The sequence below is a fragment of the Streptomyces sp. bgisy027 genome, from assembly GCF_057710365.1.
In genome coordinates this window covers 1-19,152 of the sequence record NZ_JBYIVZ010000071.1, presented here as the reverse complement: position 1 = coordinate 19,152, position 19,152 = coordinate 1, and the positions used below count along the sequence as shown (strand labels likewise).

Sequence of the window (19,152 nt, the reverse complement as noted above, 5' to 3'; positions counted from 1 at the left end):
GCCTCACTCTTCAAATTGCTCATACATCAAACGCTCGTTGCTAAAATGAACGTACTGTAGGTGAACAGGCAAAGCGATCCTGCACAGTGATCGAGCGACGGGAGGAGCGGCATGGAGACGGCACAAGGCGGGCCGACGGCCAAGAGCGACCAGACGGTGGTGCGCCGGGCAGTGTCCGGAGGTGATGAAGCACGGGTGGCAGAGCTCTACTGGGAGGCGTTCGGGCGCAAGCTGGCCCCCGCGCTCGGCCCGCCGGAGACAGGGCGCCGGTTCATCGCCACACACCTCCACCATGACCGGGGCCTCGTCGCACTCGCCGGCGGACGGGTGGTCGGCGTGGCCGGGTACCGGCTCGGCGGCCGCGCCCTGACCGGCGGCGGCGTGAAGGACGTACTGAAGACCTACGGCCTGTTCCGGGGCCTGCCCCGCCTCGCGGTCCTCGCCCTGCTCGAACGCACCCCCGCCGAGGGCGAACTCGTCATGGACGGCATCGCCGTGGACGCGGCGCACCGCGGGACCGGTGTCGGCAGCCGGCTGTTGAAGGAGATCGCGTCCGTGGCGGCGGACCACGGCTGCCGACGGGTCCGCCTGGACGTCATCGACGTCAACACCCGCGCCAGGGCGCTGTACGAACGGCACGGCTTCACCGCCGTCCGCACCGAGCGGACCCCCTGCTTGCGCGGCCTCATGGGCTTCGGCGCGGTCACCACCATGCACCGCGAGGTCACCGCGGCGGACGCGCCGGAAGCGGGGAGTGCGCCGTGAACGCGCTCAACCCCGCCTCGCCTGCGGGCGATCCGGCCGGCGCGACGGAGATCCCCACCCGGCTGCTCGTGCACGCCCTTGTCCGTGCCGACGGCACCGTCGACGCCGACCAGCTCTACACCGTCGCCGCACTGCTGGGCATGACCGACCAGCAGGTCAGACTGTGCGTCAGACGCCTCGTCGGCGAGGGCCGCTTCATCCAGGAGGGCCGCGGCCGCAAGGCCACGCTGCGCGCCGTCGCCGACGTCACCGGGTCCCTGGCGCCGGATGCCGCCTACGTCCGCCACGCCTACCGTCAGGATGCCGGGCTCGCCCCATGGGACGGCACGTGGCACCTGTACGCCTTCGCCGTCCCCGAAGCCCTCCGCACCGCCCGCGACGCCCTGCGCGAGCACCTCCTCCATCTCGGCGCGGCGCCGGTCCAGAGCGGCCTGTACGTCACCGCCAACCCCGTCGCCGAGCTCGTCCGGGCCTTCGCCGCCCGCCTCGGCGTCCTCGACACGCTCACCTGCCTGACCACCACCGACCTGCGCATCGGCGACACCACCGAACCACGGGAGCTGGCCGCCACCCTGTGGCCGCTGGAGGACATCGCGGCCCGGCACACCCGCCTCGCGGCCTTCGCCGAGACCCGCCTCGACCGGCTTGCCCACGGGCCACAGCCCTCGGACCCGGAACGACTGACCATCACCGTGGAACTCGCCGCCCGCTTCACAACGGCGATGGCTCCCGACCCCCTCCTGCCTCCCGAACTCCTGCCCCCGACCTGGCCCGGCCGCCGCGCCCGCCGCCTGACCGCCGACTGCTGGAGTCGCCTGCGCACCCCCGGACCAGCCGGCCGCACCGCGGACCTGCGCCTGTTCGCGCTGTACGCGGACGCGCTGCACCCGGCAGACGACGTGTAGCTCCCCGGAGAGACCGCGAGTCGAAGAGACCGCTGGCCGCCCTGCGCCGCGGCGCAGAAGGTTCTCGCGAACCCTGACGCTTACGCACGCCTGGACACCCAGACAACAGGACTGGCAGCAGCGCTACTTCCATCGATTCCCTGCCCTCTACGTAATCGCTTGACTACTCCCGGAGCATGATGCAGCTCTTGCGCTCGCAACATCGCTGTCGGCGGACTACTCACGGACTCGACGGCCACCATGATCGGCGCGGTGATCATCGCGCCGCTGTCCACACCCGTCATAGGCATCGCCCTGGGATCGGTGCGGCGCCGCCCGCCGCACCGGATCGGTCGAGGTCGTCCTCCTCGCGTGCTTGCTGGTGACCGCGATCGGGATGGCCACGCCGGTGGCCCTCCCCGGTGACTACGACCCGCCGTCCAACAGCCAGAGCTCGTCACGGACGTCGCCGGGCCTGATGGACCTGATCACGGCCCTGGCGACCGGCTTCGCCGGTGCGGTGGCACTGGCCCGCCGGGACGTGGCCGCTGTGCTGCCGGGCAGCACGATCGCCCTTTCCCTCCTCCCGCCCTTGCTCGTGGCCGGAGTATGCCTGGGGCAGCTGTCGCAGTGACTGACGCCGGGCGCGCTGAAGCTGTTCGCGTCGAACCTCTTCGCCCCGGTTCTCGGGGGCATGGTGGTCTTCGCCTCGCTCGGCTGCGCAGTGCAGGCCGACAAGGCAGCCGGACGGCCCGCCCGAAGGGCATATGCGGCCATGATCCTGCTGTTCGCCGCCGTGTTCGTTCCGCTGGCGGCCAACACCGTGGTTACGCTCCTGCTCCACACGCGGACCGACCGGACCAAGGACGCAGCACAGCAGTCGGCCTGCCGACGTGCCGGGCACGTCCGTCACGAGCGTCGACGCGACGTCCCAGACGATGTACGTCCACGTCCGCAGCCCCGGTGACCTCCCGCCAATGGAGTCTCTGCTCGACCGGCGGAAAGGACAGTCCCGAACGGTATCCCCGTGGTGGACGACACGCCCGGCCGGCGCATCGACGCCGGAGTAGTCGGCGGCTCAGCGCCGCGCCGGGCCGGGCCGTCCATACCGTCCGCCGGGGCACAACGGTCGTGCCTCGTCCGGCACTCCGGCTCCCACCGCGCGCCGCCATCACCGCTCGGCGCACCGCCGTCAGCTCCCCGGAACGGTGATCGGGGCTTTCGCAGCCGCCTCGACCGCGCTCGCCGGTCGCCCCCGCGTGTCGCCACCAGGGCCGTCCGGTCCCGCCTCGGTCACCTGAAGGGGTGATGACAGCGCCGTGCGACGGCGGCTGGGGCGCGTCCGCGCCACGTCACTGAAACCGTGAGCCCTCCAGCCAAGCCACCGAAATCCGCCGACGGAACGCCCCGGCGGCACCCTGTTCCTGCCCGAGATATGGAGTTCTCGTGCGTCGTCGCACAGCTGCTCTAGTCACCGCTCTTCTGTCCTCCCTCGTCGTGGGGGCTTCGTATCCGGAGACCACGGGCGGATCATCACCCGGACACGGCACGCCGATTCAGCACGGCACCGTGCGCAGCGGCAGCCGGCCCATCGCAGCCGCCGAGGTGACGCTGTTCCAGGCCGGGGACCGCCTCGGCGCCCGTGCCCGGCCGCTGGCCCGCACACACACCGACACCGACGGTCGTTTCCGGCTTTCGTACCGGGCCCCGACCGACCCCGACGTCGTGCTCTACCTGGCCGCGGAGACGGGACCGGCCGGCCCCGGGCACCCCCGCACCGTGCACCGCGTGCGGCCGGTCCGGCTGGTCGCGATGCTCGGCACCGGCCGCCGTACCGGCAAAGTGGTGCTCAATGAGCGCACCACGGTCGCGGCGGGATTCGCGATGGCGCAGTTCACCCGCCAAGGGGAGGTGGCTGGGCGCAGCCCCGGGCTGCAGAACGCCGCGGCCGTCTCCCACAACCTGGCCGACATCACCAGCGGCAGGGCGGCCAGGACACTCGCCACCGCCCCGAACGGCAACCAGACGTCCACTCTGCGCGCCTTCAACACGCTGGCCGACATCCTGTCCGGCTGCACCGCCGGACAGACCTGCCGCAGCCTCTTCGACCTGGCAGGACATCCCGGGGCACCCGCACCCCGAGAGACCTTCCAGGCCGTTGCGGACATCGCCCGGTTGCCCGGCAACCACGTCACCGAACTCTTCGCGCTGGCCGACGGCCGCAGCACCTACCGGCCCAGACTGACGACGGCACCCGACGCCTGGACCCTCGCCCTGCGCTATGTGGGCAACGGCCGCGAACTGGACGGACCGGGCAACGTCGCCTTCGACGCGCAAGGCACCGCCTGGATCGGTAACAACTACGTGTACAACCCCGATCCCCGGCAGTCCGTCTGCGGTTCCCGCATCCTGTCCCGGCTGACTCCGACCGGCCACGACGTCCCCGGCTCCCCGTACCGTGGCGGGGGACTCTACGGCGTGGGATTCGGCACCGCCGTGGACCCCAAGGGCCATGTCTGGGCGGCCAACTTCGGCTTTCAGGGCACCGGTTGTCCCCTGGACGCCAGCCGCCTGTATCGCAGCGTCTCGCAGTTCACCGCCGACGGACTGCCCCTCTCCCCTCCCCAGGGCTGGCGGCAGGGCGACATCGTCCAGCCGCAGGGCATCGTGTCGGACCGTCAGGGCAACATCTGGGTCGCCAACTGCGGTGGCAGAAGCGTGACCCGGATCCCGGACGGGAACCCTCGAAGGGCCCGGAACATCGCGCCCCGCGGCGACAGTCTGATCAAGCCGTTCGGTATCACGGTGGACATTCGGGGACGCGCCTGGGTGACCGGCAACGGAAGCGACAGCGTCATGCTGCTGTCCCCGCAGGGCACACCCCTGCGTTCGATCACCGGCGGCGGGATCAAGCGCCCCATGGGTGTCGCCTCCGACAGCCTGGGCAACGTGTGGGTCGCCAACGGCGGCGCGGTGGTCGCACCCTGCGAGGGCACCACGCCCGCCATGGTCGCCGAGGCCATCGAGGACATCGTCACCCGGCACGTCGACGCCTCCGTCACCATGGTCCGTCCCGACGGCACCACTCCCGCCAAGCCGTTCGTCAACGACGGGCTGTTCCTGCCCTGGGGCATCGCCGTCGACGGCAACGACACCGTCTGGGTGGCGAACTTCGGCGGCCACCGCCTGGCCAACCTGTGCGGTGCCCGCCCGACCGCCTGCCCGCCCGGACTCCACACGGGCGAGCCGATCTCACCGGCCGGCACCGGGTACACAAGCGATGGGCTGGAACGCAACACGGCTGTCCAGATCGACCCCTCCGGCAACGTCTGGCTGGTCAACAATTGGAGGACGGTGCCGTTGCAGACCAACCCCGGCGGCCACGAGGTGGTCGTGTTCATCGGGCTCGCCGCCCCCGTGCGCACCCCACTGCTCGGACCGCCGCAGCACCTCTGACAGCCGGGACCCGGGGCCGGCTCCTCGACGCCCAATCGGCGTCCGCACCCGGCCCCGTTCCGGACTGCTCCCATCAGACACCGTTGTTCACCACCGCTGATAGGCCCGCCCAGCGGTGATGTATGACGGGAGCACCGGTCCCCGGCACGTCATCTGGCGGTGACGGCCGGGCCGTTCACGCCGGTGCCGCGGGCGGCGCCCAGCCGACCGCGCCGGCGAAGCGATGGACCGGTTGCGGGGATCCCCACACCGGGAGTCCATTGGAAGGCGAGGGCACGGGGCTGCGGTGATCCGGGCCCACAGCAGCGCGATCAGCGGAAGGGAACAGGAGGCAGCCCATGGGCGTAGGAGTCACAGGCATCGTCGCGGCGACCGTCATGGTCCGCGACCTCACGCGCAGTGCGCGCTGGTACTGCGAGGTGCTCGATCTGAGGTTCATCCGCGAGTTCACAGTCGACGGCACAGTGTGGGGAGTCGTCCTGCACGACCAGGATGCGGACTTCGTCATCGTCCTGCAGGACCTGTCGACCGTGCCCGGGGTTCGAGACCTGCACGGTAGCCGCCCCCTGGTGCTGAAAGCGCCCTCGCGGGAGACGGTGGAAAAGCTGGCCGGACGGTTCGCCAGGCTCGGGCTCGACCCACGCGGCCCGGTCACCGACCCGGACGGGACCGCCGTGGACATCGTCGATCCGGACGGGATCGTCCTGCGCGTCCGACACGTGACAAGCCCGCCGGACACCGGCTTCCAGGGTGTGGCATACGACGCCGACAACACAGTCACAGGCACCTACACCACCCCGGCCCTCGACGTGCCCACGCCGTCATCGGTGTCTCCCAGCAACACCGATGACGGGTGACAAGGCGCCAAACAAGAGTTCACCGGCCAAGCTGCGACCTCGGTCGCCTATCGCCACGCAGCATGGCGCAGACCGGCCTCGCCGCATCCCCACGCCACCGTAATGTCCGCTGTCCATCAGCGCGTCATGCAGGTCAGCTCGCTGAGGAAGCAGGCTCGAACGCGCAGTTCACGCTCCGGAGCGAGATCACGACTGCGCCTACGTGGCGGCACAAGACGAAGCTTTCCACGACGATCACCCGCGGGATGGCCTTCTGCGGGACAGCGGCACGCGCCGAAGCTGACGCAGCGCGGTACGGCGGGAAACGGGCGCGGCCAGCGGGCCGGCCAGCCGCGTGGGCACCCGGCCTCATAATTCCCGCGCCACCTGGGACATCTGCCAGGCAAGCCGCTCCGTGCGGCGCTGATCGTGCTCCAGCAGTCCGGGAAGCTGCTCGCGGAGGGGCTACCGCCGACAGCCCAGGACCGGACAGGCCGGCCGACGTCCGCACAGATGGACGACGACCTCGCGGCCATCGACCAGCACCTCCCCCACCGTTCGGCGCTGATGACCGTGCACCTTCGCCGTCGGCGGTCCGCACACCGGACACCGCGCCGCCACATCCCGCGTCCGGGCCGGGACCACCACGGCGTCACCGCCGTCCACCACGTCCTCGACGACCAACACCGAAGGCACCCAACACACGGTCCATACAAGGGAGTTCACATCCACCACAAGAACGTGAACAAGTCCGGCTACTCGACGTCACCACCGACCACGCGCCAAAGCCGCTCTTCTGACAGACCCGCCATCAGAGTCGCGGCATCCTGCTCACGCCTTCCGAGGAAAGCGTGATCCTGCACGCCGCAAGCCACGGCCCTCACCTGAGCCGCCCACGGTCGGCCGGCTGTCAAGGGCGGCGTCACCGACGCCCCTTTCGGTGATCTTTGGGCCGAGCACCTCCGGGCCGATCCGCCTCTCACCAGACTCATGGTCGTGGCCGACTCGAACTCTCACGACCGCGATCTTGAGGAACCAGCCCGGCGGAGCAGCCAGAACGTCTGCGAGAGCCCACCAGGTCCGCTTCCCGCTGGCACGATAAGTGCTCGCACCGCGCACGACGTAGCGGTCTCTACGCCTGGCCGCCGACTTCGGCGACGGGATGGACGCCAGGACCGCATGGGTGATGGCACGTCTGACTCATCAGCCGGACGAAGGCGGCCCCGGCCGACATCGCCCGGTGCCTCGGAATCGACGAGGGCGACCCGTGCATCCGTACCGCGTACGAGTTCCTCGCGAACGGCCGGCCCGCCCAGCTCTCAGTCAGCTGGGAACCGATGGCGATCACCGGTGACACGCCGATCGTGCTGCCCGAGATGGGACCGCTCGCCGGCCAAGGAGTCGTCGAGCGCATGCGGTTCTTCGGCATCGGCATCGCCACAGCCGTCGAAGTGCGAAGGCCGGCCAGAGCCCCCCCCCAGGCGCAGGCCAACCTGCTCGGCATCAGCATCGGCGACCAGGTCCTGGTCATCGAGCGGACGTACTACGACGGTGACGGACGCGCGGTGGAAACCGCCGACATCACCGTTCCCGACGTCCGGTGGGAAGTGGCCTACGAGTTCGCCGTCGACCCGCCTGAGCCGGCCTGAGAATGCCGACCCACGGTGCCCTGATTCCGCGCCCGCCGTGCGCAGATGCGGCGTGCCGTGTTGCTATCGGGCCAACAGCGGTCCGCCTGGCCTACAGACCGTCCAGAAACCTGATGAACGCGCTCATGCCCCGGTAGCTGCGGCGGCACGACCTGCTGCAATAACGCCGCCTGCGCCAGCGGCTCTCCAGCTGTACAACCGGCGCCTCGCACCACTTGCACGGCAGAGTCTCGTGCCTGGATCCCCTCACGCCGCACACCGTATTCGGGAACTCCTCGAACTGCGCAGGCGCTTGGACCGTCACGACGGGGGAATGAGCGACGGACCAAGCCACTCCACATTGCCACATCCACTGCCAATGAGCGTCGTCCCAGACAGGCATGAAGGTCGCGCAACTCTCGCTGCGTGGCTGACTTCTCCCTTGGTGGCTCGACTTCAAACGTTCCTCCCCTACGGCTGATTGTCACGGGCGGTGGCACCGGCGGGCACACGTACCCGGCGCTCACCGCGGTCCGGACATTGCAGAATCGGCTGGCGACCGAGGGCAGGGCCCTCGATGTGCTGTGGATCGGCACCGCCGAAGGCCTGGAAGCACGTGTCGCACCGGGCGAAGGCATCGCTTTCGCCACGGTGGCCACGGGGAAGATCCGCCGCTCGGCCAACCCCCTGAAGATGATGTCGGCGGCGAACATGCGGGACATGGCCCGGGTGCCGCTCGGCGTGGCCCCGGCACGCAAGGTGGTCGCGGACTTCCGGCCGGACGTGGTCCTCGCCACCGGCGGCTACGTCGCCGTCCCCGCGGGCCTGGCCGCGCGGATGTGCCGGGTGCCCTTGGTGCTGCACGAGCAGACGGTGCGCCTCGGCCTGGCCAACCGGAAACTGGCCGGTTCGGCGACGCGGATCGCGGTGTCGTCCGAGTCGACGGTGCCTCTCCTGCCGCAAGACGTACGTGGCGCCTCGGTGGTCACCGGCAACCCGATCCGGCCCGAAGTGCTGGCCGGTCACGCGGACAAGGCGGTGCAGGCTCTGGGACTTCACGGTTTCGACCGTCGCCTGCCGACCGTCTACGTCACGGGTGGCGCGCAGGGGTCTCAGCAGATCAACGGCGTCGTACGGGATGCCCTGCCCTGGCTGCTGCAGCGGGCGAACGTGATCCATCAGTGCGGCCCGGACAACGTCGGGGAGCTGCGGCAGCATGCGGCGGCCCTGCCGGCTGAGTCGGCCGGCCGGTACCGCCTCGCCGGGTTCGTGGGTCCGGAGCTGCCCGACGTCCTGGCGCTCGCGGACGTTGTCGTGTCCAGGAGCGGGGCCGGGACCCTGGCCGAACTCACCGCGCTGGGCAAACCGGCCGTGTTCATCCCGCTCGCCTCCTCCGCGGGGAACGAGCAGGCGCACAACGCCCGTCACTTGGAGGAGGCCGGGGCTGCTGTGGCTCTGCTCGGTGACGTCACTGCCGACCAGCTGCGAGACGCAGTGGGCCCGCTCCTCGCCGATCCCGCACGGCGGGCAGAGATGACGCAGCGGGCCCGGGCGCACGGCAGGCCCGATGCGGCGGACCGGCTCGTGGACGTGATCCTGTCCGCCGCATCCAACTGACCAGCCTGCGGCTATAGGCGGCGGTCGGTGTGCAACGCCGTGCCCGCCTCAATGGGCACGGCACAGTTGAACGCGGACTCTCCCTGGCCGATCGGGTCGGGGACATCGCGGCCTGGTAGGTAAGGCCCGAGTTTGTGCGCGTTGGCTTCGCTACAGGGATAGCCGGCCGAGGCCGACGGACCACTTCGCGCCCCCAGGTCCATGGCCAGGCCGTGCAGCTGCAGCGCTGCGAGGGCATCGACAATCTCCTCGTCGGTCGGCCGAGTGCACGGCGCGCCTCGGCCAGCGCCGGTGCGGGCTGGTGAAGGATCATTTGAGGCGGCGCACGGCGATGCGCCCTCCGGCCCGCCGCGCCCGCCGAGGACCGGGCACTCGCACTCTTCGCTGGAGGTACCGGATGACCGCCGGAGCGAACACCTCGCCCGCCGAGCTGGAGCGTGTCTGGGATCTCCATATGAACAGCGAGTTCGTCACGCTCGACGTCGACGCGACCATGGCCACGATGACGCACAATGCCCAGGTCCTCCATGTGCCCACCGCGATGGGCGCCCGCGGCCAGCAGGCCGTCCGCGACTTCTACCGGCGCTGGTTCATCGGCCACAACCCCCCGGACTTCAGTCCCACGACACTCACCCGCACCACCGGGCCCAACCGCATCGTCGACGAGATGCTCGTCTCCTTCACCCATGCCACCCCCGTGCCCTGGATCCTTCCGGGGGTGGCACCGACCGGCCGGCGTGTCACGGTCGCCGTCCTCGCCGTCGTCTCCTTCGACGGCGCCCTGATCGCGAGCGAGCACATCTACTGGGACCAGGCCGCGGTCCTCGCCCAAACAGGGCTCGTCGGGCCGGAGGCGATGGCCGGGCTGCCCGTTGTGACCGACCAGCACGCCACTCTGACCGACGGGCCCCTGAACCGGCTGGCGATGACGGGTGAGGACAAGCGCAGATGACCCTCAGCGACAGCACGGCCCCGGCAGCCGCCCCACCTGCCCCTTCAGGAATGACTTCTTGGCGCTCCAGCTGACCCATACCACGGCGAGCGCGGCTCGGCGGCACCCTCCACGAGTATCAACATGCCGCCCGACCAGCATGGAGGAGGTATTCGGCAAGCGCAGGGCGGGGTTGGCCGACAGTTGTTCGGGAGGTTGCTCACGCGCGGAAGCGCAGTCAGCACGCCCGCGCCCCGTTGGGGAGCTAATCAGCGCTCAGCGCCAGCGGGCGGCGATAGGACTGATCACGTTACGCCCTTGGATGCCGACGACGGAGATCGGCAGCCTCGCCTTGTTCACCGCGTACGGTCAGCAACTGTGCCAACTGTTCCGCCGCGTCCGTTTCGCCTTCGGCCAGCGAGCGGCGAGCGGCGGAAGACGCCCTCGGCCTCTTCGAGTCCGCCCCGTACTCGCAGCACCACGCCCAGGTTGAACAGGGCATTGACGTCCCCGGCGTCGTCCTGCCGCTGCTCGGCCTCAGCCACCTGCTAAAGCCAAACTCTAGCCTCCTCGTACGCACCGCGCCGGGCAAACAGGACACCCAGACTGAACTCCGCCTCCTGGTGCCCCTCTACGGCGGCCTGCTGAAACAGTTCGGCGGCCTCGTTCTCGTTGCCACGGTCGTAAGGCAGGCTGCCCAGCAGCCACACGGCAGTGGTGTCCCCGTCGGCCGGTCGTCGGCGAGGTGAGGTGTCGTTTCCCTCGGCAAGGTGCCGGTTGCCGGTGGTTCACCGATTCGGCGGGGCGGCGACACCGAGGACTGCGAAGGCGCTGTTGGTGCGGCGGGCGGGTGAATGGAACGTCCGCGCCGAGCCGAGTTCCGTGACCTGGTAGGCGTACCTGCGAGGATGGACACGCTGGAAGGAGGCCGAAGCCATGACGAGCGACGCCGGGCACGGACAGGCACCTGCCCCAGATGGCCTGCGGACGACCGCCAAGGGCTGGCAGGGCGTCCAACTGGCCGTTCTGGGTTTTGTCGGCCTGTGCGGGGTACTCAAGGACAGCGGCCCGGCGGGGGTCCCGTGGAGCATCCAGGTAGCGGCCGGGGTGCTGGCGCTGAGCGCCCTGGCCGTCGCCTGCTGCGCGGTCTTCCTCGTCGGCTTCGCTGCCTGGCCCCTGTACCGGATCGCGGCCCGCCCGGTCGCCCCTCAGCGAATCAGCCGTGCCCTGCGCACCGGAATCGCCCTGACCTTCACAGCCGTCGCACTGCTCGCTCTGTCGGCAGCCGCTTCCTGGTGGCCCGTGAAGGCGGATGAGGTTGACAACACGGGCAGCGTGACGCGGAGTCTTGTCCGCGTGAGTACCAAGGCCGGCACTGTCTGCGGGCCTCTGAGCGACAGCGACTACGGGTTCTTGACCCTGAAGGCGGGCGGTCGGACCGTCACCATGGCGCTCAGTGACGTCACGGTCCTGCAGCCTGTGTCGTCCTGTGGTTGACCGGGGAGCAGGAACCGGCCCTCAGTCGCCGACCACCTCGCTCACGGGGGCGCGGGCGGCGGCCTCGTCGACGAGGTTCTTGCCGGTGGCGCACGCGGCGGCCAGGGCCTGCAGGGACAGGTTGTTGACGGCCCGCGGGTAGCCGCGCGAGGTGGTGTGGATCAGGGCGAGGGCGTCCTCGGTGAACAGCCGGTCAGGCCGTCCGGCGATCTTCAGATGGTGGGCGACGTAGCTGATCGTCTCCTTCGGGGGCATGCCCGGCATCGTGTAACGCAGGGCGGTCCGCTGCTCCAAGGCCGCCAGAACGGCAAGTTTCATCGTCCGTCTCAGGGTGGGCTGGCCGACCAGCAGGCAGGACAGCGGGGAGTCCTGGTCCATGCCCTGATTCGTCAGCATCCCTATGGATTCCAGCTGTTCGTAGGACATCAGGTGGGCTTCGTCGCCGACCAGGACGGGGGTGCGTCCGCGTTCCTCCCGTTCGGACAGCAGGGCCCTGCCGGTCTGGACGGTCAGCCGGGATCCGAGGTCGGCGGGGGTCTGCCCGAAGGCATGCACGATCTGCTCGTGGATGCCGCGGACCCCGATCGCACCGACGCGGAAGAGAGCCTACGGTCGCCATCCGCTGATGGGGGTTCGTCGACCACGGACCGGGCGGCACCGGTGAGCCGGTGGCAGCCCTGCTCAGGCCGGGGAAGGCGGGCTCGAACACGGCCGCCGGCCACATCACCGCCACCCAACTGGACCTGTCTCAACTGCCGAAGAAGTACCGGCGTGGACGTCAGACCCTTGAAGGTTCCGGCCTCGGCCTGGACGCCCGCCGTCGAGGCCGAGGGCGAGATCTGTGACGGCGTCTGGGTCGCCGAATTCACCGGCGATGTCCTGGACGGCTGGCCGAAGGGCATGCGGCTCATCGTTCGGAAGGAACGGCCGCACCCTGGAGCTCAGTTGAGATTCACGGACGCGGACGGCATGCGGCTGACCTGTTTCGCCACCAACATCTGCGGCCGACCGATCGCCGGGCTCGAGCTCCGCCACCGGCTGCGGGCCCGGGCCGAGGACCGCATCCGCGCCCGGGCCACCGGCCTGCGGAATCTCCCTTTGCACCGCACCGCCCAGAACCGGATCTGGCTGGAGATCGTGCAGATCGCACTGGACCTGCTGGCCTGGGTGCCGATGCTCGCACTGACCGGCAAGGCCAGGCTCTGGGACCCCGCCGACTGCGGCTCCGTCTTGTCGCCATGGCAGGACAACTCGTGACCACCGGCCGTCGGCGGATCCTCCGCCTGGCCCGGCACTGGCCCTGGACCAGCCACATCACCACAGCTCCCGAACGGCTCGCACTCCTGCCGAACCCGGGATGACCAACGGATTCCCCGTCCCTACGACAGCAGCCCAACACTCGGAGCAGTGGAACCCGGCGCCAGCCCGGGGCGACATTCGGGCCCTGGGCCTGCACACCCTTCGCCCACGGCATGAAAACGGTCCCCCCGACTCCGTCGCCGGGCCGTCACGAAACCTCGAGGCAATGGAGGCCGGGAGCGTTTTCAGCGCACCAAGAGACTGATAGCGACCGCCAGCCGTTCGAGGTAGAACTCCCGGGATGCGGCCTGGTGCTTGAGGCCGATCGATGCGCTGATCATCGTCTGTGCGACAGGGAGGGCCGCCTCTCGTCCTGACTCGACGGCGATCGCGTCTGTGATCAGTTCCTCGAAACGTCGCGGCGTGGTCTCGACGATCTCTCCGAGGATGTCGGGATTGTCCTCAACAACTGTCGCGACATCGCGCGCCAACGGGCCGATGTAGCGGCCCGCCCACTGGTCGAACGCTTCGAGGAGGCGCTCCGTAAGGGGGCGGACGCTGTCGGCCAGGACCTGCTCGACCGCGGTGATGTCGCGATCCAAGGCCTGGGTGACCGCGGCACGGAACAGAGTCTCCTTCGAGGAAAAGAGGAAGTAGAGCCCGGGCCGGGAGATATGCGCCGCCCGCGCCACCTCCTCCATCGAGGTCTTCCGGTAACCGAATCGCGCGAACGTGGCCATGGCGGACTCCAGAACCATGGTTCGACGGTCGGTATCAGCGACTGTCGACGGCGGGTGGCCGGCTTCGGGACTACTCATGAGGCGAGCATATGAGCGAGAAACGAACTATACAAATTGAGTCTAGTACGTATAGTTGCCGCCATGGTCACTGGCAAACTCATCCGCACACCCTTCACCTCCTCCAACACCGCGGACGAAGCGCTGCGGGACATCGACCTCACCGGCGTCCGCGCGATCGTGACGGGAGCTTCCTCCGGACTCGGGATCGAGACGGCTCGTGCGCTGACCGCTGCCGGGGCGGAAGTGACGCTCGCCGTCCGGAACACAACCGCGGGTGACGCCGTCGCCAAGACGATCGGAGAGTCGACCGGAGGGATCCAGCCCCGCGTCGTCCGGCTCGACCTGGCCGACAGGGCCTCCGTCACACGGTTCGTCGAGGCGTGGGACGGCCCGCTTCACCTGCTGATCAACAACGCCGGCGTGGTCACCGGTGGCCTCGAACGGACGCAGGAGGGCTGGGAGCTGCAATTCGCGACGAACCATCTCGGCCACTTCGCGCTGGCCACCGGTCTTCACCACGCCCTGGCCCGGGGAGCGGCCGACCGCGACGGAGCACGGATCGTCTCCGTCAGTTCGACGGCGCACATGCGGTCCGGCATCGACTTCGACGACCTCCACTTCGAACGCCGCAGCTACGACGCGCAGATCGCCTACGCGCAGTCGAAAACGGCGAATTCCCTCTTCGCCGTCGAAGCGACCCTCCTATGGGCGTCCGACGGTATCGTCGCCAACGCGGTGAATCCCGGCGGTATCGCAACGGGACTGCAGCGGAACTTCACGCCGGAACAGAAGGCATCGCTCGACGCGGCCGAGGCCGCCGGAGTCTTCACATACAAAACGGTTGAGCAGGGGGCCGCAACCAGCATCGTCGCGGCCGTCGCCCCCGAGTTCGCCCATTCCGGCGGCCACTACCTGGACGATGCACAAGAGGCCTACGCCGTGCCGAACGACGCCGACCTCGCGCAGCACCCGCACGGTGTCAAGGAATGGGCGCTCAACCCCGCAACCGCCAAGCGCCTCTGGAGCATCTCGACCGACCTGCTCCGCGTCTGACCTCTTGACGCCACAGCAAGTTGCACCGAGGCAACCTATCGCACGCCCGTGAGAGTGATCCGCTAGAGAAGACAAGCCACCCGCCTGACCAGCACGAACACCCAGACCCCGCAGACATGCGTCAGAATCCGTCGGCACGCACCATGCCCCTCAACCCACCGCCCACATGGGCATCTTGAGCATCGTTGAACAGACAGGACTCGCTTCCACGACCTCAGGCACTGCTCACCACCACGATCGGGCGGCTCCGGCACGCACGACCCGAAGACCCTGGACCGGCTCGCCTGTGCACGCCCCGAGCGCGGTCGGCTTCGGATGGATGCACGACCGGCGACCTCACATCATCGGACGTCGGGGGTGCGTGGCCGACGGCACCCCGGGTCGCCGTGATCTTGTGAGAGGCGCTCGCGTCACCCCTCACTCGTTCGGCTTGACGTCGGTGCAGTAGACGGTCCTGCTCGGCAGGCGGCCGGTGGTCAGGAAGCCGACGGTCGCCTTGTCGGCGCAGGCAGAGCCTTCGTCGTAGACGTAGTGCCCGCCGTTGTCCACACCGACGAAGGCGGAACTGCCGCCGAGGGCCTTGTGCAGCCCTGTGCCGCCCTCCCACGGCGTGGCGTTGTCCCTGCGGTTCTGGAGGATCAAGGTGTTGCGCGGGCCTTCGTCAGTCACGGTCACGGGCTGCTCTACCGGCTCCTTCCAGAAAGCACACGCCCAGATGTTGGCCGGCATCCCGGCGGTAAGAGGCCACGCCTCGCGGTCGGCAGCGGTGCGCGTGGCGTAGCCGTCGGTGTCATGGGGCCATTCGGCGTCGCCGCACAGGAGAGCCAGGAACATGGTGGCCTGGTTGTCCTCGGGGACACCCGGCGTCGGCGGGGTGTCGGCGAGGGTCTGTTCGAGAACCGTCTGGTCCGCGTCAGTGGCGCCGCCGTCGGCCAGGTCAGCAGCGGCTTTCCAGAAACGGGCCAGCGGTGCAAGCGTGTTGTTGTGCTGAAGCATGCCGTAGGTGACGGTCCGCAGCAGCGCTCCGTCCAACGACAGCGACATGCCAGACACCGGGACGGGCTCACGGTCGAGCCGCTCGGCGAGGGCGAGGTACCTCTGGGTGACCTCCTTGACGCTGTCGCCCAGCCCGAGGGTGCTGTCCTGTGCCGCAGCGACAGCAGCCGCGTCGGGGAACCGCTCGGCCATGCCCTTGCCCCAGCGGTCCGCCACTTCGTCGGCCCACACATTGGTGGGGTCGACGTTGCCTTCCAGAACCACCCGGTCGGTCCGGTCCGGGAACAGGGACCTGTACACGGCTCCGAGGTAGGTGCCGTAGGACTGACCCCAGTAGGAGATCTTCCGCTCCCCGAGCGCCTGGCGAACGCGATCCATGTCGCGGGCCGTGTTGGCGGTGTTGAAGTACCGCAGCCGGTCGCCCGCGGTGTCGGCGCACGTCCTGGCGTCGGCCCTGGCGCGGGCCACGTTCCTGGTGATCGAGCCGTCCGCGGCGGGATAGGGGAAGAGCCCGGACACACTGCTGTCCTTCAGACCGCAGCTCTGCGGCGTACTGTGGTCGACGCCGCGCGGGTCGAAGCCGATCAGGTCGTAGCGGTCCAGCACGGACTTCGGCAGCGTGGCCGCCATCGTTGCGGGCATGTAGAGACCGCCCAGGGCCGGCCCGCCAGGATTCAGCAGCAGGACGCCGTGCCGCTTCCCGGGTGCGGCGGTGGCCAGGCGCGAGACCGCCACCTCGATCTTCGTGCCGTTTGGATCCCCGTAATTCAACGGGACCTTCAGCATCCCGCAGGTCAGACGAGGATCTCGGATCGTTCCCTCGGCCGGCTCCGGGCAGGTGCCCCAGTCGATCCCGGTGCGCTCCGCCCTCTGCCCGGCGGCCTGGGCCCGCGGCGTGTCCGCTGCGTGTCCGTCGCATGCTGCCAGCCCGGTTCCGGCCAGCGTCGCCACGGCCAGGGCCGTGGCGAAACGGCGGGCACCGGGAACATCGGACTTCCCGGACCTGAGCATCATCCTCATGTAGGCGGCCTCCTGCTGTTCGGCACGGTCGGATCGTCTGCCCGACCGCTGCGTTGACAGTCACGGAGTCAACAGGCGGCCGCCGGTGCCGCGCTTCACCCCTGAGTGGACACCTCGTGTAGCTCGCTCGGGGGACAACGCCCGTCGAGGACAGGCCTCGGCGGTCTCGCACCCGTCGAACCGGACCGTCAGGCTCGGTCACCACGCCCCGTCACCCCTGCCCGGTGTGCCAGAACCACCGCCTGGACGCGGTCGCGGAGGTTCAGTTTGGCGAGGATGCGGGAGACGTAGGTCTTCACGGTCTCGGGGCTGATGACCAGTTCGGCGGCTATCTCGGCGTTGGACAGCCCCTCGCTGATGAGAAGAAGGACCTCGTACTCGCGGGGGGCGAGGACCTTGAGGCGGTCGCGTTCGGGGGACGCGGAGAGGGCGGAGGGACGTACCCGTTCGGCGAAGCGGCCGATCAGGGCACGGGTGACAGCGGGGGCCAGGAGGGACTCCCCGCGGGCAACAGTGCGTACCGCGTTGACCAGTTCGTGCGGTGCGGCGTCCTTCAGCATGAAGCCGCTGGCACCGGCGCGGAGGGCCTCGTACACGTACTCGTCGACGTTGAAGGTGGTGACGACCAGGATCTTCGCGGGACTGAAGGAATCGGGACCGGCCAGGTGGCGAGTGGCCTCGATTCCGTCGAGCAGGGGCATGCGGATGTCCATCACGACGACGTCAGGCTTCAGTTCCTCCGTGCTCCGGATCGCCGCTCTGCCGTCCACGACCTCCCCCACGACCTCCATGTCGGGCTGCGCGGACAGGATCGTGACGAAGCCGGCGCGTACGAGGGCCTGGTCCTCACAGACCAGCACCCGGATCGAGGAGGGTGGAACACTCACGCGGCACCACCCGTGGGGATACGCGCGTGCACGCGGAAACCGCCGTCGGAGCGGCGCCCTGCCGCGAACTCCCCGCCCAGCATCTCCACACGTTCCCGCAGCCCGGTCAGGCCCCGGCCTCCCGGGACGTGCGGGCCGCTGTCGCACACGGCGGCGGACTCGGCCGCGCCGTCGGCCGTCGAGGCCGTGGTGACCTCGACCTCCGTCCAGCCGGGAGTGTGCGCGAGCCGTACCAGCGTTCGTCTGCCCGCGGCGTGCTTCACGGCGTTCGTCAAGGATTCCTGCACGACGCGATACACCGTCAGGTGGGCCGCTGCAGCCATGTCCGGCGGCGCTCCGTCCTCGACCAGTTCGATCGGCTGGCCGCTCGCTCGTGTCTGCTCCACCAGGTCGGGCACCCGGCCCGGCATCGGTGTCCAGGACGCCGAATCGCCGGTCGCCTCCAGCACGCCGAGCAGGAGACGGAGTTCGGCCAGCGCGCGGCGGCCGGTGCCGTTGATGGCGACGAGGGCCTCGCCCACACGGTCCGGCGACTCGGCGACGTACTGGGCCGCGCCGGCCTGCACCACCATCGCGGTCACATGGTGGGTCACCACGTCGTGCAACTCCCGGGCCATGCGGCTGCGTTCCGCGGCGACGGCCGCCCGGGCGGACAGGAGCCGACGCTCAGCCTCGTGCCTGCGCCGCTCGCGGACCTGGACGCCCAGGGCCCACATCGCCGCCAGAGCCAGGTAGTAAACCAGATAGTCGGTCAAACCGTTGGGTGATCCCAACGCGCGCAGGACGACGCAGAGGACCACGTATCCGCCCGTCGCCGCCAGTGGAACGACCCGCCTCAGACGTTCCTGGTGAGCCCCCACCGAGTACAGCGCGACATACAGGCCGAGGCTGGCGAAGGTCGGCGGGCAACCGAGGGACTCGTGGAGTGCGAACGAGGTTCCCGCCACCGCGAGGCAGAGGGCCGGCCACCGGGTGCGCACCGCGAGCGGGAGGGCCTGCCCCAGGGTCAGCAGGACACTCGCGACGGACGCGTCCCGAGCGGGAAGAGCACCGAACTGCGCCCCGATCCGCGACAGTGGCGCCACGAACGACAGCACCGTGACGATGCACGCGAACACCTGGTCCCTGGTGGCGGGGGCGCGTGATTCCCACCATCGTGACAGCAGGCGGGGCCAGGAGGCCGCAGCGGACACCGGGCCCGCGCGTGCGAGGACCGCCGGGGTGGGGAACGCAGAGCCCGAGGACTCACAGGCTGCTTGATCTTCCACCATCCTCCATGATTCCGCGGGTCCAACCCTGAGCGGACCGCGGACCCGGCCACGGCCGTCCCGCGAGCCGCCCGTTCGGTTCGCCCCCTCCGGCGTCGCACCACACCGTACGGCAGCGTCGGACAGCCCGGTGCTCCGACCGGGATGGCCCAGCGGGCCGCAGTCGCAGCGACGGGCCCGGGACCGATTGGATACGGCCCCACAGGCCGTCCCAC

16 protein-coding genes and 1 pseudogene are annotated in these 19,152 nt (G+C 69.7%); 11 read left to right on the top strand and 6 right to left on the bottom strand.

Annotation, left to right across the window (positions count from 1 at the left end; all coding sequences use genetic code 11):
• The first annotated feature begins 111 nt into the window (after positions 1 to 111).
• From AC3ETA_RS42995 to AC3ETA_RS42975, 5 genes are all read left to right on the top strand, one after another.
• Positions 112 to 765 carry a GNAT family N-acetyltransferase gene (locus tag AC3ETA_RS42995; protein ID WP_432198353.1) on the top strand — a complete coding sequence of 218 codons (654 nt, stop codon included), beginning with the start codon at positions 112 to 114 and terminating at the stop codon, positions 763 to 765.
• On the top strand, positions 762 to 1,670 hold the full coding sequence (locus AC3ETA_RS42990; RefSeq protein WP_432198352.1) for a PaaX family transcriptional regulator C-terminal domain-containing protein: 909 nt from the start codon (positions 762 to 764) through the stop codon (positions 1,668 to 1,670). The genes AC3ETA_RS42995 and AC3ETA_RS42990 overlap by 4 nt, the downstream gene beginning before the upstream one ends.
• Positions 1,671 to 2,031: 361 nt before the next feature.
• Complete coding sequence (locus tag AC3ETA_RS42985) at positions 2,032 to 2,283, top strand: DUF389 domain-containing protein (protein WP_432198351.1); 252 nt, start codon at positions 2,032 to 2,034, stop codon at positions 2,281 to 2,283.
• Between the two features lie 935 nt (positions 2,284 to 3,218).
• The gene (locus tag AC3ETA_RS42980; RefSeq protein WP_432198350.1) at positions 3,219 to 5,105 is read left to right on the top strand and encodes an NHL repeat-containing protein; all 1,887 of its coding nucleotides are present in this window, start codon (positions 3,219 to 3,221) and stop codon (positions 5,103 to 5,105) included.
• 338 nt (positions 5,106 to 5,443) lie between these two features.
• Complete coding sequence (locus AC3ETA_RS42975) at positions 5,444 to 5,962, top strand: VOC family protein (RefSeq protein WP_432198349.1); 519 nt, start codon at positions 5,444 to 5,446, stop codon at positions 5,960 to 5,962.
• 444 nt (positions 5,963 to 6,406) lie between these two features.
• Here AC3ETA_RS42975 and AC3ETA_RS42970 read toward each other — a convergent pair whose 3' ends face one another.
• Complete coding sequence (locus AC3ETA_RS42970; protein WP_432198348.1) at positions 6,407 to 6,637, bottom strand: hypothetical protein; 231 nt, start codon at positions 6,635 to 6,637, stop codon at positions 6,407 to 6,409.
• Between the two features lie 506 nt (positions 6,638 to 7,143).
• On the opposite strand from AC3ETA_RS42970, the gene AC3ETA_RS42965 reads away from it, so the two are divergent.
• From AC3ETA_RS42965 to AC3ETA_RS42950, 4 genes are all read left to right on the top strand, one after another.
• Positions 7,144 to 7,590 carry a UTRA domain-containing protein gene (locus AC3ETA_RS42965; protein WP_432198377.1) on the top strand — a complete coding sequence of 149 codons (447 nt, stop codon included), beginning with the start codon at positions 7,144 to 7,146 and terminating at the stop codon, positions 7,588 to 7,590.
• A 405-nt stretch (positions 7,591 to 7,995) separates the two neighbouring features.
• On the top strand, positions 7,996 to 9,186 hold the full coding sequence (locus tag AC3ETA_RS42960) for a UDP-N-acetylglucosamine--N-acetylmuramyl-(pentapeptide) pyrophosphoryl-undecaprenol N-acetylglucosamine transferase (RefSeq protein ID WP_488187667.1): 1,191 nt from the start codon (positions 7,996 to 7,998) through the stop codon (positions 9,184 to 9,186).
• Positions 9,187 to 9,583: 397 nt separating this feature from the next.
• Entirely contained in the window at positions 9,584 to 10,138 is a 555-nt protein-coding gene (locus AC3ETA_RS42955) for a nuclear transport factor 2 family protein (protein WP_432198347.1), read from the top strand.
• Between the two features lie 915 nt (positions 10,139 to 11,053).
• A complete protein-coding gene (locus AC3ETA_RS42950; protein WP_432198346.1) occupies positions 11,054 to 11,614 on the top strand; it encodes a hypothetical protein in 561 nt (186 codons plus the stop codon).
• Positions 11,615 to 11,635: 21 nt separating this feature from the next.
• On the opposite strand, the gene AC3ETA_RS42945 is transcribed toward AC3ETA_RS42950, so the two are convergent.
• The gene (locus AC3ETA_RS42945; RefSeq protein ID WP_432198345.1) at positions 11,636 to 12,169 is read right to left on the bottom strand and encodes an ExeA family protein; all 534 of its coding nucleotides are present in this window, start codon (positions 12,167 to 12,169) and stop codon (positions 11,636 to 11,638) included.
• Here AC3ETA_RS42945 and AC3ETA_RS42940 point away from each other — a divergent pair.
• A pseudogene (locus AC3ETA_RS42940) lies at positions 12,081 to 12,975 on the top strand (transposase); the annotation flags it as partial. The gene AC3ETA_RS42945 and the pseudogene AC3ETA_RS42940 overlap by 89 nt on opposite strands.
• A 183-nt stretch (positions 12,976 to 13,158) precedes the next feature.
• On the opposite strand, the gene AC3ETA_RS42935 reads toward AC3ETA_RS42940, so the two are convergent.
• Complete coding sequence (locus AC3ETA_RS42935) at positions 13,159 to 13,671, bottom strand: TetR/AcrR family transcriptional regulator (protein WP_432198344.1); 513 nt, start codon at positions 13,669 to 13,671, stop codon at positions 13,159 to 13,161.
• 123 nt (positions 13,672 to 13,794) lie between these two features.
• On the opposite strand from AC3ETA_RS42935, the gene AC3ETA_RS42930 reads away from it, so the two are divergent.
• Positions 13,795 to 14,766 carry an SDR family NAD(P)-dependent oxidoreductase gene (locus AC3ETA_RS42930; RefSeq protein WP_432198343.1) on the top strand — a complete coding sequence of 324 codons (972 nt, stop codon included), beginning with the start codon at positions 13,795 to 13,797 and terminating at the stop codon, positions 14,764 to 14,766.
• 417 nt (positions 14,767 to 15,183) lie between these two features.
• On the opposite strand, the gene AC3ETA_RS42925 is transcribed toward AC3ETA_RS42930, so the two are convergent.
• From AC3ETA_RS42925 to AC3ETA_RS42915, 3 genes are all read right to left on the bottom strand, one after another.
• Complete coding sequence (locus tag AC3ETA_RS42925; RefSeq protein WP_432198342.1) at positions 15,184 to 16,782, bottom strand: alpha/beta hydrolase; 1,599 nt, start codon at positions 16,780 to 16,782, stop codon at positions 15,184 to 15,186.
• Between the two features lie 188 nt (positions 16,783 to 16,970).
• Complete coding sequence (locus AC3ETA_RS42920) at positions 16,971 to 17,669, bottom strand: response regulator (RefSeq protein WP_432198341.1); 699 nt, start codon at positions 17,667 to 17,669, stop codon at positions 16,971 to 16,973.
• Complete coding sequence (locus AC3ETA_RS42915; protein ID WP_432198340.1) at positions 17,666 to 18,787, bottom strand: sensor histidine kinase; 1,122 nt, start codon at positions 18,785 to 18,787, stop codon at positions 17,666 to 17,668. Before AC3ETA_RS42915 ends, AC3ETA_RS42920 begins: the two co-directional genes overlap by 4 nt.
• Positions 18,788 to 19,152 lie beyond the last annotated feature (365 nt).